Raw genomic sequence first — 15,628 nt, forward strand, 5'->3', positions numbered from 1 at the left:
TCTGAAGAGTATGATTGAAATGTTTGCCCTTTTTTTGCCATAATAAAATCCCCTCCAAGTAGAGTGTACCATCCACAATTATTCTTGTGGGCTTTTTACACTGTCTACCTAAAGGGGATAATATCAATAGTTGGGCTTTTCTTGATATTCTCTTAACCAAGTGGGCTCATTATTGTTATATGAGTATTTAATAATTAAAGGCTATGTTAAAGGTAAAGGTTGATTAAAATACAAAAGTAAAATGAGCTGGAGTATATATCTCCATGCTCATTTTACTTTTGTATCTTTTTTGCTAAAGCCCCCGTTTCTTTAAGTACATTTCTTCACAAACTTCGCTAATTATAAAAAAACGACTGCAAATATGGTCGGAACTTTTAATAACTTATTTTACAATTAACACTGGACATACTACCCTTTTTACAACCTTATGGCTTACACTTCCCAACACCATTTCTTGAAGTGAGTTTAATCCTCTACTGCCAATTATCACGATGTCATAACTTCCTTTATTAGCATACTCCACAATGGTTGGGCCTGGTTCTCCATGTAATAATTGTATCGAGAATTTTATTTTGTTAGACTCTAAAATTTCTTCAATAGGTATTAATCTTTTTTTTCTTGCTACCTCTAATTCCTCACCATTGTGAGCATGAAGGACTTCTGTTCTAGCTTTTGAAAAATCAACTACATAAACAATCTTTACCGTGCTTTCCTTACTAATAGATGCTATCTTAACTGCCTCTTTTGCTGCTCTTCTAGAATGTTCTGATCCATCAACTGCTAATAAAATATTGTTATACATGTTCAGTCACCTCGTATTATAATATTAATGGGCTGATAGTTTTCCATTAGGGTTATTAAAAACAGCTAGTTTATCTAAGATTTTTTTACTCGCCGCATTTAAATTCTTAATAGAGACATTATTATTATTTTCACGGTATTTAATTACAACTTTATCGATAGCTCCAACTGCTGAATCGTCCCATATATGTGCATTTGAAAAGTTAATTATTATATTCTTATGTTGAACACTAACATCAAATCCATCTAAAAATCCTTCCACAGATGCAAAGAATAGTTGTCCTTCCACAAAAAAAGTAATATTTTGCATTGTTTCTTGTTTCGTTAACTTTATTTTTGAAATTTTTGCCACAAAGAATATAGCACTTAGAATTACACCGGCTATAACTCCAATGGAAAGGTCATGTGTCGCTACAACAATGACAACAGTAACTAACATAACAATTGCATCGGTTCTAGGTGCGTTCTTTAAGTATGAAAAAGAATTCCAATCAAAAGTTCCAATCGAGACCATTATCATAATCCCCACTAGTACAGCCATAGGAATTAGAACAACTACACCACCAAGAACAATAATTAAAAACATTAAAAATAAACCAGCTATTAATGTGGATAGTCGCCCTCTTCCACCTGACTTAACGTTTATAACAGATTGACCAATCATAGCGCAACCAGCCATACCACCAAAGAAACCAGTAACAACATTTGCAATTCCTTGCCCTCTTGCTTCTCGGTTCTTATTGCTTTCTGTATCTGTCATATCATCTACAATGGAAGATGTTAACAAGGATTCTAATAAACCTACAATTGCCAAGGCAATGGAGTAAGGAAATATTATTTGTAACGTTTCAAAATTAAATGGAACATTAGGAATTAAAAACGCTGGTAGAGATTGTGTTATAGCCCCTAAATCCCCGACAGTCCTTAAATCAAAATTAGAATAGATAGCAACTGATGTAAGAACTACAATAGCTATTAACGGTGCAGGAATAGATTTTATAAATCTAGGTAAAACATACACAATTACTAAAGTAATACCTACAAAGATATAGGTCATTGATGAAATACCAATAAAGTGAGGCACCTGAGCTAAGAATATTAAAATTGCTAAGGAATTTACAAATCCTATCATTACAGCTCTTGGAATGAACTTCATTAATTTTGCAATTTTAAATACTCCAAACAAAACTTGAATAATACCTGTTAGGATGGTAGCTGCCAACAGATAATTTAAACCATGTTCTTTTACTAATGGAACCATCAATAGGGCCATTGCACCTGTAGCTGCTGAAATCATCCCTGGTCTTCCTCCAACAAAGGCAATAATGACAGCTATACAGAATGAAGCATATAGACCTACCATAGGGTCTACTCCAGCAATAATAGAAAATGCAATTGCTTCTGGAATTAAAGCTAAGGCAACAACAATTCCCGCTAAAATATCTCCTTTTACATTTGAAAACCATTCTTTTTTAATCTTTTCCACTAATTTAAACCTCCAATTCAATTTTTTTTATATAAATTAGATAAAAAGCTATTATCAATATCTCGAAAACAGTCTAACACCAAAAAGACCAAAAAGGAACCATTTTGGTCTTTTTTTAAAAGAGAATATATGTTAGTTTTAATGTAATCGTTTTTTTCGGGAGGAAAAAAATCATGTTATATGGATATATGAGACCTTACGAAGATGATAAAGAATGCAGAATACAGAGAGAAGAGTTGGCTAATTTCGACTGCGAAATTATATATTACGAATAACACTCGCTTCCCACAAATAAAGTAGAACGCAATAAAATGCTTCAAAAAATAAAGAAAAATGATAAAGTTATCACAACTAAGTTCTTTTCTATTGCAGATTCAACAAAAGATCTGGCTAACTTATTATTACAGATACAAAGAAAAGAAGCTTATATTCTATTTACCCAAGAGAATATCGATACAAGTAAAGATACTGGAAAATATCTAGAGAATTTTCTGAAAAGTGTAGTCTTTCTTCAAAGTGATATAATCAGTGAACATACTAAAAAGGGAATAATGGAAGCCAAAGCAAAAGGGACATTAACAGGTAGACCAAGAAAACCATCGTATATGGTAGAACGTGCTATAAACATGTACCATAGCAATAACTTTACAATTTCAGAAATAACTAAAGAAACTGGCATAAGTAAGTCCAGTTTATATAGATATTTAATGGAATAAAATAGAGATCGATAGTTGTTTTTATCAACTTTCGATCTCTAAATACATGAGAATTTATATATTTTCTAAAGGTCTTTCATTTATATAAATTTTATTTTTAATATCTTATTTTTTTCCACCGGAAAGAAATAAAAAGATACCATTATTGATACGTAAAGTGTCATATTAAAGTTAAAACTACATTTTATTATAGTTTGTTAATAAATGTACTTAATACAGATAGGTAAGAGTTTGAAGTTATCGCTCCCTTTTCCCCCTGTTCACACCGTACGTGAAACTTTCGAATCATACGGCGTTCCAACTAATCCAATCTATTCTTTCTATGTAATAAGCAGACGAGTGCTGTTTTCCAAAGTTAGATTATTTCATTTTGACATCTTAATCGTAGTTTATTTACTTTTTCTTTTTGCTTACTTGTAAGCTTTAGAGATTGTAAAAGAGCTTCTATTTTCGCTTTATCTTTTAGGTGTATCAATTGATGAATTGTTTTATGAATAACAACTAAGTTTGAATAACTATCATCCTTTGAAAGATGATAGGGGTTTATGTGATGACAATGCCATTCATGAATACCTAACCCTTCACCTAAAATTGCACATTTACCATATTGGGCAATAAACTTACTGATTCGATTGTCGTTATATTCAATGGATCTACTTGAAATGTAATTTCTCATGATGTAAGAAAGCATATTTTTATCAATAGCCTTTAGGCTATTGTGAATTTTCTCTCTACCTTCGGCAGTAAAGTTACATATCACTTGCGAGAATCCAAGTGTCTTTTTCCACCGTTGCGCATGGATGGGGACAAACACCATTTTTTGTATTCTATACAGTTTTGTCTGATATCCCTTGTATCTTTTCTGTAAGGTTTTAGTCATCTCATGGAAACTTGCCTCGGTTCTAATGTTCCTTAACTGATTATATAACGTTCTGCGCAGATGAGCGTTTAACTCATTTAGATTGATAGAAATGTTTGTAGCGACTGAGTAATAATTTTGGATACCCATGACGACAGTATTAAAGTTCCAAACTGTCTGAATGCAAGGCTTTCTCTTAATTACTTTTATAGCTTCCTTTATCTTTAGAAAGGCATTTACTTTAGCCTTTTTAGACATATTAGACCTTGCTACATAGCCAAACCTAGTTTTCCCTTTCCTTACCGCTTTAAATGTAAAGCCTAGAAACTCGGAAGAGTTTTTCTTTAGATTAATAACCTTCGATTTTTCCTCACTTGTTTCCAACTGAAGTCTTTTTCTCAAGAAATCCTTCAATGCGTAATTCATTTTTATTGCCTGTGACCTAGTTCTGCACATTACCTTAAAATCATCCGCATACCGGATGATAAAACACTCTTTTAAAGCTGTTTTCTTCAGTGGCTGATATTTACTACCATTAGTGGCGTAGGTATATCTGCTTTTAAACGTTTCCCATTGGTCACTAACCCACCAATCTAATTCGTTTAACACAATGTTGGATAGTAAAGGTGACAGAATCCCCCCCTGCGGGGTACCTTTTGTAGGAACACCTTCTCCATCAATTTCTGCTTTAAGTAGCCTAGATATTATAGAAAGAAGTGATTTATCTCTTATGCCTATTGACCACATTTGTTTTAAAAGCTTACTATGATTAACATTATCAAAGAAGCCTTTAATATCTACATCAACACAATGATGTAGCCCAGACTGGTTAATTAGGAACTCAAGTCTGGCTTTGGCATGATGAGTGCTGCGATTTGGTCTGAACCCATAACTGTGTTTATGGAATTTTGCTTCGCAAATTGGCTCTAAGATTTGTAAAATGCACTGCTGAAAGATTCTATCCCAAATCGTTGGAATTCCCAAAGGTCTAGTTTTCCCATTTCCTTTTGGTATGTAAACTCTTCTTACCGTTTGCGGTTCGTACCATTTAAACATGGATTGGACTGTTGCTATTACATCTTCTACTGCTAAATGCTGAATATCATTAATCGTTAATTTGTCAGTTCCAGCAGTTTTGCTACCTGTGTTTCTCTTAATGTTTCGATAGGCAAGTCGTATATTATCTGGAGAACTCATTAATTCTGTTAAGTCATAGAAGTGATGACCAACGACACTTTGAGCGTATAGTGTGTCAAAACAATCTTGCATACTATAATATTCACTGTGTCTCAGTTTCTTCCGTTTCAATAAGTCGGTACTCCTTTCGGAGTTAAACCTCTTTTAGTCTCACGAGAACCTTATTAATCGATAAAGAACTGCCTTACTTGGTTGAATAAATCTTTATTAGTCTAGTGGCTATCCCTCCGTGTGAATTAGACACTTCATAGGTACTGTGCCACCACTTTCACTGATATGAAGATAAGTTATACAGTAACTAGTTTCATTATTGTTTTCCTTATCAACGTTTCAATAGAAGTAAGTCCTCCACGTTATCAGCTTACAACGTTGAATTATATCTATTATAGAATGAACTTAGGTGCTTCCTTTAAGCCTGTTAGCGTTCATACGCCTGTAACGTATCATGGATTTTCATATTAGTGAGTCTTACTCACCCACAGCTAACCTCACAATTTGATGATATACACATTTCTATGTATTGCAGGTATAGACCCGTACATTCAGAAGTTTGTCAGCTTAACCTTTTTCTTTTAGTTTTTCTTCGCATTCTCACCATATTCATTCAACTCAAGCACCATGAATTACACCACTCCATCGAGTAAGTTTTCGTCAGCCGAACTGTTACGGTAATTTCTCACGCCTTTTCACCGAGCTTATAACACTATCATTCTTACTAAATCAAGTGCTATTCGACTAAGAGAGAACCCTTCCGAGCGTTACCTCATCATTTGATTCTTCGATATAACCCTTCAGTTCCGAAAGGAACTGCCTAACCTTTACCGGAGTAATGTAACCATCCTCCATTTAATTAGGAACATTTCGCACCACTATACTGCCCTTTTAGCAACATAAGAAAAGGGCACTTATATTTAAGGCAAGTGCAACATTTCTTAAATCCCTTAAATTACCTTAAATTACTATTACTATTCATATTTCTTCCATTTAAGATAGTTATAAAAGAGCTGTATCAAGAAAATAATTAAGAAGGAAATTGAGATAATTAGGGTTTCGTTACTATTCAGACCTGCAAATATGTATATAACAACAAGTGAGATAACCACTACTGGAAATGTCCAGAGGGTGCGAATGAATTTCCTTCTATAACTCAATTTATAGTAAAAAAATACAGATCCTTTATCTTTCTTTTCTTTGTTCTTGAAAACTATTGACAAAATTGAAGAAAAAATAAGTACAATAAGGATTACAGTTATAGCTTCATATGATATTGACAAGATCATCCTCCCTGATTTTATTTCCATCAATTAATACTACGAACAAAGAATGCTAAAAGATTCTTATTTCGCTAAACTGCCATTTCGTATTATAAGGTTAACCAGAAATGAAAATATTTCTAGTTGACCATTTTTTATATGGGCTTATTATAACTGTAGCCGGGGTAAAACGTAACTGCCAGTGGGACAGAGATCCCGTCTGCTAAACAGTTTGCCCCCTACTTGTAGAAACATGATTGAGGCTGGTTGGGACATAGATCTCGTATAACAAGCGAAGCTGTGACACTGCAAGAAAGATAAGGGGTACCGGCAAATAAAAGATTAGGAGATGATGGAGGATGAATCCAGTCGTTGGTCTGGATATTTCAAAGGGGGAAAGTCAAGTTCAAGCTTTTTTAGATAAAGGCAAACCTTTTCGTAAGAGCTTTAAAGTATCACATACACTTGAGGGGCTTGGTTCACTTATTGAGTTTTTAGAACAGGTGCAGCAAGAAACAGGTCAAAGACCTTGTGTGATTCTAGAAGCAACTGGGCATTATCAGACGCCAGTTGTTCAATATCTAGAAGAACGTGGATATTTACTTATTATTATTAATCCATTAATTTCTTACAAGGCAAAAAGTACAAGTCTAAGAAAAGTAAAGACAGATGCAGTTGATGCTTTTCATCTCTGCGAGCTGTATTACAAAGAGGAATTAGAGCCATATAAAAAACGAGGGATACAGCTATTAAATCTTCGGAATCTTACGCGACAACACGAAAATATCACAGGTGTTATGATTCAAACTAAGCTCCAATTTCAAGCTGTACTTGATCAAGTATTTCCTGAATATCGAGGGGTTTTTGGAGATTTGTATTCTGTCGTTTCACTCTTAATACTAAAAGAATTTCCGTCATCTGAAGACATACTTAAGGCGGATGATGAAACAATTTCGAGAAAGATTAAGGAATTATGTAAAAGTCGCTCCATTAGGTGGGCAAATGAGAAAGCTATAAAACTAAAAGAGGCGGCAATTCGTAACCCCTTTGAAAAGACCGTCTACCAGAGTCATATATTAAGCTTAGGTATTTACATTAACATTATTCTTCAATACAAAGAGCATCTATCAAGATTAGAGTCAGAGATAGACGCTCTCGCTAAAGATATTGAAGAGTATAATATTATCAAATCCATCCCTGGTATTGGAGAAAAAATCGCTGCCACGATTATTTCCGAAATCGGTGAGATAGATCGATTTAACCATCCTAAAAAGCTTGTAGCTTTCGCTGGTGTAGATCCGAGTGTATTTGAATCCGGTAAATTTAGAGCTACCCAAAACCGTATTACAAAAAGAGGATCAAGTAGACTTCGTCATGCCTTGTATATGGCAGTTCGTTGTGCCATTCGTGATTGTCGTAAAAAGAAAACCACGGATGAAATCATCCCTCGCAACCAAAAAATGCGAAAATATTATGATAAAAAACGCGAAGAAGGAAAGCCTTTTAAGGTAGCTGTTATTGCTTGTGTGAATAAGCTCTTACATTGGGTTTTTGCCCTGTTAAAAAGTAAAACAACTTTCCAAGATATAGCATAGAACCTATATCTAACTAAATAACGTAAAACCTTCCAATTATGAGAAATAGGAAGGTTATTTGGTATACCCTTTTTTAGTATAACATGAAATATTTTTAGTTTTTAATGAAAAATATTGACAAACTATTAGCTGGTTTAGTACCAGATCAATAAAGAAGCATTACTAACTTAATGCCCTGTTTGTTTAAGTGGATTTTTTCACAAATTTAACTTTTTATAGAATATTGTGCTGTATCTACAAAAAAATTTTGTTAGAGAAAATACACAAACCGCCTCTACGTCTTTATTTCCCTCATAAGTAAGATGTACTTTAAGCATCTATTAAGAATTATTAATTATGTCCTTCAATTTCAAGGAGTAATGCTTTTTATCAAAAAAATAAACATAATCAATGTTTTTACAGTAACTTAAATTCCCATCTTTTATATTAGTACCACTGAATACCAAGTTCTTTAGATTTTCCATTGATTCAATGAAAACCAGGGATTCCAACTCTCCACAGTTTAACAATGCAAGCCGTTCTATACTTGATATATTACTCACGATGGGTATATTACTAATTTTCTTACAGTTTTCTATTTCTAGATCACTCAATAAAGGAAGGGTTTTTAGATGTGAAATATCTATTAGGTTTCTTATGTAGTTTAACTGGATTTCCTTTAAATTATTAAATTTTTGAATACCATTCAATGAAGTCAAATTACCATGAGTTAAAATTAAGGATTCTAATTTTTTTAACTTAATCAATTCACCTAAATCTTTACTCTTCGGTTTATATTTAATTAATTGAAGAAGGTTTAGATTTTCTAAATTTGATAAACCGGATACAGATGAACCCCAATCGAGTCTCAATATCTCTAATTTAGGAAAGTATGATAAATCAATTTTTATATTATTATCATTTTCAATTATTGATAATTCTTTTAAAGATTGAAGACTATATAATCCTTTTATGTTGGATAAATAATACACATCTATTCCTATTTTCTTTATGTTTACACACTCAGATAGAAAATCAAGATTATCTTTTGTGTAATATTGGAGACTGATATAGATAGTATCAATTTTATTTTCATTAATATATTTTATACTTCCCTCTGTATTTTGATCTGTTATGTAAACACTATTACCAATTAATTTTATCCCACTAGTCATAGCAGCTCATCCTTACTTAATTTTCTAGATTGTATTATGAATAATATTTACTCTGGTTTCGTTTTATGTAAGTCATGCGAATTGGCTTTTTTTGCATCTTGAATTTCCTTTCGATCACAAAATTTCTGTTAACAGTTCATTTATAACAGGAATGCTGCCACGATTGTCTAAGTGTATTTTCATGAATCCACCCTTTTAAACTTTTTATATATAATAAAAAGCCTGTTAAAAAATTAAGTTGCCAATAAGGCAGCAATATATTTACTAGAACTCCCTTAAGACCACCCTTCTTTATTAGAAAAGGTTTCTTTATCATAAGTAGTATTAAATATAAATTCCTTACCTTTCTTTTCTTCATACGCTTCACTTGCTACATCTAAGAGCTCTTCAAGAAACTCATTCTTCGGCATTAATTTAGGAATATCTAATATTTCATTATATATTTTTTCTCCTTTGCTAACAGCAGCACACCTAGCATAAAGAAATAAGTCTACGGAGAATGTATTTGGTTTCTCTTCCCGGAAAGAATGTTCACCAATATTACATGCATGCTCTTTTGTATCAAGAAGATATAATTTAAAAGATAATGTCTCCTCGAATAATTTGATTTCTTTCACCTTAAGTTTAGCCAATTCTGTTATTAGGAGTTGGATTCCTTCTTTTATCTGTCTAGTACTATGAATTAAAGACATAAGCTTCCAAAAATCAGAATTATTCATAAGCTTAACATCTTTATGTTTTTTATTATCTTCATCAATAATCATATCTTTTTGCTCCTGTTCTTCTATCTCCTTTTCCAGTGCTTCCCTATCATGAATATATCTCCATTCATCGTAAACATCATAACCCACATAACTCCATGTTTCGCTGAAAGTACTAGATCTCCAGTTTCTCTCTTGATCTGTTAAAGGTATATTACCTATAAAAACAAACTCTTTTGGAAATTCCCCATTTACCCACTTAATAGCAGGAGTATTATTATAAAAAAACCTATTATTTCGTAATGTTTCTTTTAAAATTGGATTAGTTATACTAGGTAAAAAAGTGTCTATATAAGGAGTTGTCTTAACTAAAATATCCTTTTCAACAATGTTAATAATCTTAATTGCTGCAAAGAATTTATTTGGAAGTGGTACAGCAAATATATCCCCTAAAGTTAAATGCATATTATACCTTCTCTTTTTTTTATTTTTATAGATGAAAAAAAGATTTTTCCTCAAAAATTCGTACCCTTATCTGAAACAACTTTCAAGTAATTGTTGGAGAATAGCATTATTCCTCATTTACAAAGTTAACCATCACTCCAACAACCTTCTTTGAGATGTTATATTTTACTTTCACCTCATACACCCCGTCTCCATAACCAGACATTGAAATCGCACCACCTAAAACAACTCTTCCTTGTAATTCTGGAGCAACTCCTCCGTCCTCAAACTGGATGGATTCATATATACCAAATTTTTCAATATCAAACACTCCTGCTTGTGAAGAGTCAACTCCAACCTTATCGCAAATATGCCATTTTCCACTTGGTTTTTTTTCACCATAGTATACAAACAAGTTTTTAACAACTTCATCTGGAGTATAAGATACAGAAGCTGTCCAACTACCATTTTTCACATTTGAGAGTATGATTTGCAACTCAGCATCTTCATCAACTTTATAGTACGGATCCGTAACAATTAGCTTTTCGCTCTCAACCATAAAAGAGCCAAGTATACTAGGCTTATCTGTATTTACTTTCGGCACCTGCCAATCAATAAATTCACTTAGTGATAAAGAAGCATATTTATCTAACCCAGTTTTGTCATTCCAAGTATAAATTTGTTCCTGCATAAATCTTTTCCTAATTCGATAGCAAAGTTTTTCACCACTCAATTCTTCACCAATACAAATCATATCTTCTGGTAGATTCTTGGCCCTGTTCTGATTTTGTTTTACTATATCAATTGATAAGGGCGCCGTTTCATTAGTTTGAATAGGAAACAAAGTCCAATCGCCAATCTTCGCTCCATTTGTTTCTAAAAAAAGCTCCTTGTATTCATCTGGGAAAATAGCTCCAAGTGCTTTTTCTGTTTTTTTTAATTCAACTAATGACACGCCAGCCACTATCGAACTGGGATTAATCATGTTTATTACCTTTTTCATTTTTTCCTCCATTATACTTACGGATACTTTTTTAAACTACACTCAAACTAACTTTGAATAATTTCTTTATTTATTATAAAAAACCTTCTATTCCTCCAATTAAATAAAGTATTTCTTCTTCAACTCCCTCAGATTGATACGGATATCTCTCGAATGCTCACTTATTCGCAGGATTTCAAACCCTTTTAATCGGATAATATACCATGTTAATGAGTTCAGATTATTTTTGGCTTCGTGAAGGCATGGATAAATAAAGGAGGTAGCTAACACTCCATATTTTACCATATAATACACTTCTCCACGCCGCCCCTGGAGGCTTTCCCTCCCATGTCTCAACGGGTCAATTGCCCTCTCATTCCTTCGTTATGCCTATCCAAGGGGTGGAGGCCAGTTATGCTAACCTGATGGGTCATAATGCCCTTTAGTTGAAGAAACCTGGTACTCCGTACATATTTGAAATCCTACGAATAAGACAACACTCGATGGTTATATGTTCTCTTCGAGAACCCTATAATTAATTAAGCAACCAAATCTAAATATGGTTGAACCTTCTTGGCACAATATGCTTCGTTATTACGTGCTATTCCTACAAATACCCTTGCCAATTTACCGACTAATTTCATAATGGATTTCATCTTTTTCATCTTCTTCTCTTTAACGTTTTTTAAATGGATAGCTTTAAATTCAGTGTTATTCATTCCTAAACTCATTGTGGCTAAATACAGGAAACGTCTTAGCCTAGATCTTCCACGTTTAGAAATAACGATTTGTCCTTTCCATTTCCCTGAGCTAGCTTCTGCGAGATGTAGGCCTGCATGCCTTAGTAGGGAATTCCCATGTGAAAAACCACTTAAATCCCCAGCCTCGCCAAGGATGCCTGCCAAGGAAATTTCACTAATTCCCTTAATCATTAGTAATTTTTTAGCGAAAGGAATGTTAGATAATTCGTTCTTAATTACCACTTCAACTCTTTCGAGTTGTTGTACCGTAAGGTCATACTCCTCAAGTAACTGTTCCAAATGAAATTTATAGGCTTCTAACGCTTGTCTTGTTCCAACAGATTTATTGGCTACATGAAGCAGTAAATTAGCTTTCTTTAAGCCAGGCTGACGCTTCATAAGTGATCTCCATCCAGTCATAATTTCTTCCGTTGACTTAGAACACAGTTCTGTTGGGGAAGGAAAAAGTCTTAGTGTAGCTATTGCCCCTTTAGCAGTAATATCCTTGAATACTTGTCTTAATTCAGGAAAAACAATGTCCACCCATCTGTTTAATTGATTAATAGCACTCACAAGTCGTTTAACCACCACATCACGGTTCGATATGAGAACCCTTAGTTTCTCAAATGACTCAGAATTATTTCTTACAAAGGAGTAGTATCCGTTCTTTACCATATCAGCTATTACCAAAGCATCTTTTTTATCACTCTTTGATTGGGTATTATCTCGATTCTCTTTATTTCGTTTGACCAGAATGGGATTAACTGTTACTACTTCTATGTCTTGGTTCAATAACCACTTTGAAAGATTGATCCAGTAATGTCCCGTTGGTTCCATCCCCACTATAGAGTACTCAAGTTTATGTATTCTTTTAAGCTCAAAAATCCAGTTTAATAGCTTTATAAATCCCTCTTCATTGTTCTCGAATGCCAGAGGGTTTCCTACAATAATTCCACGGAAATTAACTGCCCTAGCAACGTGCAGCTGTTGAGCGATATCTACACCAATGATTAAATGTTTAACAGAAATTCTTTCAATTAGTTGATTTTGTTTGTCTTGCATTTTAAAATTCATAGTAGGGTTCCTCCTAAGGTTGAGTTTTAGAGTGGTTTCTATACTCATATCTTACTGAGGAGCCCTTTTTTTTTCAAAGTTGAAAAATAACGCTCTACAGGAATGCTAAACTGCCACGTTCGTATTATAAGGTTAACCAGAAATGAAAATATTTCTAGTTGACCATTTTTTATATGGGCTTATTATAACTGTAGCCGGGGTAAAACGTAACTGCCAGTGGGACAGAGATCCCGTCTGCTAAACAGTTTGCCCCCTACTTGTAGAAACATGATTGAGGCTGGTTGGGACATAGATCTCGTATAACAAGCGAAGCTGTGACACTGCAAGAAAGATAAGGGGTACCGGCAAATAAAAGATTAGGAGATGATGGAGGATGAATCCAGTCGTTGGTCTGGATATTTCAAAGGGGGAAAGTCAAGTTCAAGCTTTTTTAGATAAAGGCAAACCTTTTCGTAAGAGCTTTAAAGTATCACATACACTTGAGGGGCTTGGTTCACTTATTGAGTTTTTAGAACAGGTGCAGCAAGAAACAGGTCAAAGACCTTGTGTGATTCTAGAAGCAACTGGGCATTATCAGACGCCAGTTGTTCAATATCTAGAAGAACGTGGATATTTACTTATTATTATTAATCCATTAATTTCTTACAAGGCAAAAAGTACAAGTCTAAGAAAAGTAAAGACAGATGCAGTTGATGCTTTTCATCTCTGCGAGCTGTATTACAAAGAGGAATTAGAGCCATATAAAAAACGAGGGATACAGCTATTAAATCTTCGGAATCTTACGCGACAACACGAAAATATCACAGGTGTTATGATTCAAACTAAGCTCCAATTTCAAGCTGTACTTGATCAAGTATTTCCTGAATATCGAGGGGTTTTTGGAGATTTGTATTCTGTCGTTTCACTCTTAATACTAAAAGAATTTCCGTCATCTGAAGACATACTTAAGGCGGATGATGAAACAATTTCGAGAAAGATTAAGGAATTATGTAAAAGTCGCTCCATTAGGTGGGCAAATGAGAAAGCTATAAAACTAAAAGAGGCGGCAATTCGTAACCCCTTTGAAAAGACCGTCTACCAGAGTCATATATTAAGCTTAGGTATTTACATTAACATTATTCTTCAATACAAAGAGCATCTATCAAGATTAGAGTCAGAGATAGACGCTCTCGCTAAAGATATTGAAGAGTATAATATTATCAAATCCATCCCTGGTATTGGAGAAAAAATCGCTGCCACGATTATTTCCGAAATCGGTGAGATAGATCGATTTAACCATCCTAAAAAGCTTGTAGCTTTCGCTGGTGTAGATCCGAGTGTATTTGAATCCGGTAAATTTAGAGCTACCCAAAACCGTATTACAAAAAGAGGATCAAGTAGACTTCGTCATGCCTTGTATATGGCAGTTCGTTGTGCCATTCGTGATTGTCGTAAAAAGAAAACCACGGATGAAATCATCCCTCGCAACCAAAAAATGCGAAAATATTATGATAAAAAACGCGAAGAAGGAAAGCCTTTTAAGGTAGCTGTTATTGCTTGTGTGAATAAGCTCTTACATTGGGTTTTTGCCCTGTTAAAAAGTAAAACAACTTTCCAAGATATAGCATAGAACCTATATCTAACTAAATAACGTAAAACCTTCCAATTATGAGAAATAGGAAGGTTATTTGGTATACCCTTTTTTAGTATAACATGAAATATTTTTAGTTTTTAATGAAAAATATTGACAAACTATTAGCTGGTTTAGTGATATGACGTTTTGAACTAGTCACTAAAATCTTTTATCAGGGTTTCTATTTCCTTACCATCATAAAAGTCTCCATCGCTAATGAACTTTTCAATTTCTACAGTACCATCTTCCATAAACTCCACTTCCCAACGTTGACCTGGCACTGCAATTTCAACCATAATAGCATCATCTCTAACCTTATTTAGCTTGTAAAATATATTACTTAATTCTAATTTATTAAGGAAATCAATTAACTCTTTAAGCCCCAACTACATCATCCCCCTTTAGAATCCCTTTAGGTATATTCCAATTTAATTCTCTATCGTTATTTCACTACCCTGCCACAATTCTTCCATAACCTGAACTTTTCTTTTTTACTGGAATGCTGCCATATTTTCTTATGCTCAAATTACATGAAACTCCTCACTTGTAAAAAGAAAAAACCACCATACAGGTGGTCATTAAAACAGTTTATTTAACTAGAAAACGAAAATACAATGCTATTACATAATTGACAATAATAAATACTGCATAGATTTTAAACATAAATACAAAGAAACCTTTTTCTTTATAATTTAATAACAAATAAAGAATAGCCATTATTAATACAAGTATATATAAAGGTGCTATAGCTAACTTTGAATATAGATCTGGTAACATCATTTGTCTTTCACCTTACTATGTTGATTATCTTCTCTTTGCTTGCATGTGTGTTTATTATAGCTCTAGATTTCTTTTTTGGATACATAATCTCATTGAATTTCTTATTCATACAGATAGGTAAGAGTTTGAAGTTATCGCTCCCTTTTCCCCCTGTTCACACCGTACGTGAAACTTTCGAATCATACGGCGTTCCAACTAATCCAATCTATTCTTTCTATGTATTAAGCAATCGAG

Annotated in this window: 11 protein-coding genes; 3 read left to right on the forward strand and 8 right to left on the reverse strand. The window is 33.6% G+C overall.

What is annotated here, in order from left to right; genetic code table 11:
• Positions 1-382: 382 nt before the first annotated feature.
• Complete coding sequence (locus EM808_RS27735; protein ID WP_127742960.1) at positions 383-802, reverse strand: universal stress protein; 420 nt, start codon at positions 800-802, stop codon at positions 383-385.
• 24 nt (positions 803-826) lie between these two features.
• Entirely contained in the window at positions 827-2,287 is a 1,461-nt protein-coding gene (locus tag EM808_RS27740; RefSeq protein WP_235856742.1) for a SulP family inorganic anion transporter, read from the reverse strand.
• A gap of 311 nt (positions 2,288-2,598) precedes the next feature.
• On the opposite strand from EM808_RS27740, the gene EM808_RS27745 reads away from it, so the two are divergent.
• Positions 2,599-3,003: a recombinase family protein gene (locus EM808_RS27745; RefSeq protein ID WP_235856743.1), complete on the forward strand. Its 405-nt coding sequence runs from the start codon at positions 2,599-2,601 to the stop codon at positions 3,001-3,003.
• Between the two features lie 355 nt (positions 3,004-3,358).
• Here the strand turns inward: EM808_RS27745 and ltrA are convergent, their stop codons facing one another.
• Positions 3,359-5,170, reverse strand: coding sequence for a group II intron reverse transcriptase/maturase (gene ltrA / locus EM808_RS27755; RefSeq protein WP_459564313.1), 1,812 nt, complete (start codon positions 5,168-5,170; stop codon positions 3,359-3,361).
• Positions 5,171-6,671: 1,501 nt separating this feature from the next.
• Between ltrA and EM808_RS27765 the strand changes: the two genes are divergently transcribed.
• Positions 6,672-7,907, forward strand: a complete 1,236-nt coding sequence (locus tag EM808_RS27765) for an IS110 family RNA-guided transposase (protein ID WP_127742966.1) — start codon at positions 6,672-6,674, stop codon at positions 7,905-7,907.
• Between the two features lie 320 nt (positions 7,908-8,227).
• On the opposite strand, the gene EM808_RS27770 is transcribed toward EM808_RS27765, so the two are convergent.
• From EM808_RS27770 to EM808_RS27785, 4 genes are all read right to left on the reverse strand, one after another.
• Positions 8,228-9,061: a leucine-rich repeat protein gene (locus EM808_RS27770; protein WP_127742968.1), complete on the reverse strand. Its 834-nt coding sequence runs from the start codon at positions 9,059-9,061 to the stop codon at positions 8,228-8,230.
• 275 nt (positions 9,062-9,336) lie between these two features.
• Positions 9,337-10,227, reverse strand: a complete 891-nt coding sequence (locus EM808_RS27775) for a DUF4240 domain-containing protein (protein WP_127742970.1) — start codon at positions 10,225-10,227, stop codon at positions 9,337-9,339.
• Positions 10,228-10,333: 106 nt separating this feature from the next.
• Positions 10,334-11,209, reverse strand: coding sequence for an SMI1/KNR4 family protein (locus EM808_RS27780; protein WP_127742972.1), 876 nt, complete (start codon positions 11,207-11,209; stop codon positions 10,334-10,336).
• Positions 11,210-11,727: 518 nt separating this feature from the next.
• Positions 11,728-13,002, reverse strand: coding sequence for an IS110 family RNA-guided transposase (locus tag EM808_RS27785; RefSeq protein WP_127742974.1), 1,275 nt, complete (start codon positions 13,000-13,002; stop codon positions 11,728-11,730).
• Positions 13,003-13,375: 373 nt separating this feature from the next.
• Here EM808_RS27785 and EM808_RS27790 point away from each other — a divergent pair, with 373 nt between their 5' ends.
• A complete protein-coding gene (locus EM808_RS27790) occupies positions 13,376-14,611 on the forward strand; it encodes an IS110 family RNA-guided transposase (RefSeq protein ID WP_127742966.1) in 1,236 nt (411 codons plus the stop codon).
• Between the two features lie 155 nt (positions 14,612-14,766).
• Here the strand turns inward: EM808_RS27790 and EM808_RS27795 are convergent, their stop codons facing one another.
• A complete protein-coding gene (locus tag EM808_RS27795; RefSeq protein WP_127742976.1) occupies positions 14,767-15,000 on the reverse strand; it encodes a hypothetical protein in 234 nt (77 codons plus the stop codon).
• Positions 15,001-15,628 lie beyond the last annotated feature (628 nt).

The organism is Niallia taxi (assembly GCF_004005475.1).
Classification (GTDB): domain Bacteria; phylum Bacillota; class Bacilli; order Bacillales; family Cytobacillaceae; genus Niallia; species Niallia taxi.

Excerpts from the sequence above, each read along its gene's own strand:
- EM808_RS27735 (WP_127742960.1), bottom strand. The coding sequence starts at position 802 with ATGTATAACAATATTTTATTAGCAGTTGATGGATCAGAACATTCTAGA.
- EM808_RS27745 (WP_235856743.1), top strand. The coding sequence starts at position 2,599 with ATGCTTCAAAAAATAAAGAAAAATGATAAAGTTATCACAACTAAGTTC.
- EM808_RS27765 (WP_127742966.1), top strand. The coding sequence starts at position 6,672 with ATGAATCCAGTCGTTGGTCTGGATATTTCAAAGGGGGAAAGTCAAGTT.
- EM808_RS27770 (WP_127742968.1), bottom strand. The coding sequence starts at position 9,061 with ATGACTAGTGGGATAAAATTAATTGGTAATAGTGTTTACATAACAGAT.
- EM808_RS27775 (WP_127742970.1), bottom strand. The coding sequence starts at position 10,227 with ATGCATTTAACTTTAGGGGATATATTTGCTGTACCACTTCCAAATAAA.
- EM808_RS27780 (WP_127742972.1), bottom strand. The coding sequence starts at position 11,209 with ATGAAAAAGGTAATAAACATGATTAATCCCAGTTCGATAGTGGCTGGC.
- EM808_RS27785 (WP_127742974.1), bottom strand. The coding sequence starts at position 13,002 with ATGAATTTTAAAATGCAAGACAAACAAAATCAACTAATTGAAAGAATT.
- EM808_RS27790 (WP_127742966.1), top strand. The coding sequence starts at position 13,376 with ATGAATCCAGTCGTTGGTCTGGATATTTCAAAGGGGGAAAGTCAAGTT.